Source organism: Halorubrum persicum (assembly GCF_002727125.1).
Classification (GTDB): Archaea; Halobacteriota; Halobacteria; order Halobacteriales; family Haloferacaceae; genus Halorubrum; species Halorubrum persicum.
Window position 1 is genome coordinate 1 of the sequence record NZ_NHOA01000067.1, and the last position, 1,481, is coordinate 1,481.

General features: G+C 66.8%; 3 protein-coding genes. 2 read left to right on the forward strand and 1 reads right to left on the reverse strand.

The features are described 5' to 3' along the window. Positions 1–320 (reverse strand): NADH-quinone oxidoreductase subunit C (locus DJ69_RS08935; RefSeq protein ID WP_144050414.1); only part of this gene is annotated, 320 nt, incomplete at its 3' end. Positions 321–405: 85 nt separating this feature from the next. On the opposite strand from DJ69_RS08935, the gene DJ69_RS08940 reads away from it, so the two are divergent. Next, a complete protein-coding gene (locus tag DJ69_RS08940) occupies positions 406–1,074 on the forward strand; it encodes a helix-turn-helix domain-containing protein (RefSeq protein WP_099255296.1) in 669 nt (222 codons plus the stop codon). Positions 1,075–1,244: 170 nt separating this feature from the next. Beyond that, a partial coding sequence (locus DJ69_RS08945) for a cytochrome P450 (RefSeq protein ID WP_144050415.1) occupies positions 1,245–1,481 on the forward strand: 237 nt, incomplete at its 3' end.

Here is a 1,481-nt window from a genome sequence, read left to right on the forward strand (position 1 = left end):
GGCTCGGCCGACTCCGAGACCGGGCTGTTCTTGTCGGCGGGAACGACGACGCTGACCTCGCGGGTCGGATCGTCGAAGGAGCGCAGGTGGTAGATCGACTCGTAGCGGTTCTCGTACTCCTGAGCGGTGACACAGGCGAGGTGATCGTAGCCGGCCTCCCGTTTCAGCGTCGAGAGCGCCTCTTGGACCGTGTCCGGGCGAATCCGGGCTGCGGGAGCGTTGAGATGGGTCTCGCGTGCCGTGATCAGCTCTGCGATCGAAGAAAACGGGTCCGCCTCCGCGTCGGCACCCGCCTGTTCGATCCGCGCGTCGGTCGACATACGTGGGAGAACGCGACCGGACGACCCGACGCTTCTGCCGGATCAAGACGGGTATTTATAAGCCGCGACGCCGGCAGTGGGCGACGTGAAGTACCTCCGAGTCGAACTTCGGTTTCCGTCGGACCTGCTCCATCCGATACACCGGCTCATCGACGAGTCGGACGCGGTGGACCGGGACGTACTTCTCCACGGAACGATCCTCAACGAGCCGCGCGACACGTTCCTGTTCTACGTGGAGGGAGACATCGACGTGTACACCGACGCGCTCCGAGCGGTCGACCGGATCCGAGCGTTCGAAGTCACGCAGATCGACGAGACGGGATACTACGTCTTCCTCACGCAGCGCCGCGACGACATCGACGAGGCGATGTTCGGCCCGCTCCAGCGGACGGGCGTCGTCGTCGTTCCGCCGATCGATTTCCGTCCGAACGGGATCGCTCGTCTGACGATCATCGGGAACGGCGGAGCGCTGCGCGACGCGCTCGCGGAGCTCCCGGAGCGGATCGAGACCACCGTTCTCCGGATCGGCGAGTACGACTGGCGACAGGACCTCTTCGACCCGGGCCTCACCGACCGACAGTTCGACGCGGTCGCGGCCGCCGTCGAGTGCGGGTATTACGAGTCCCCGCGGGCCGCGACCGTCGAGGACGTCGCCGACCGGATCGACGCCTCCCCGAGCACCGCCTCGGAACACCTCCGGAAGGCCGAATCGGCCATGATGAGCGCGTTCATGGACCTGCGCGAGCTGTCGTGAGAGCGATCGGGGGGCAACCGACCGGTCGCCGTTGGCGGTTCGCGCAGTCGCCGATCGTGTCGATGGTGCCGGTTCGATCGGGGTGTCCAACGGCGCCGAGAGACGGCCGGAACGAGCGGCGTCGCTCCCCGCTGCCGAACGTTTAACCTCACCGAGACCCTGTTTTTCGTATGTCCGTCACGCCGCCCGGACCCATCGGTGATCCCCTCTTCGGCAACGGTCGCCAGTTCGCCGACGACCCGTTTTCGTTCATGCGCGCCTGCGCCGACAGCTACGGCGACGTGATCAGATTCGACCTCGGTCCGCGCGAGACCTACCTCCTGACGAACCCCGCCGACGTGGAGCGCGTCCTCGTCGCCGAACTGCGGCTTCCGGTAGCGGTCGGCGTCGGCGACGAGGACGCGCTC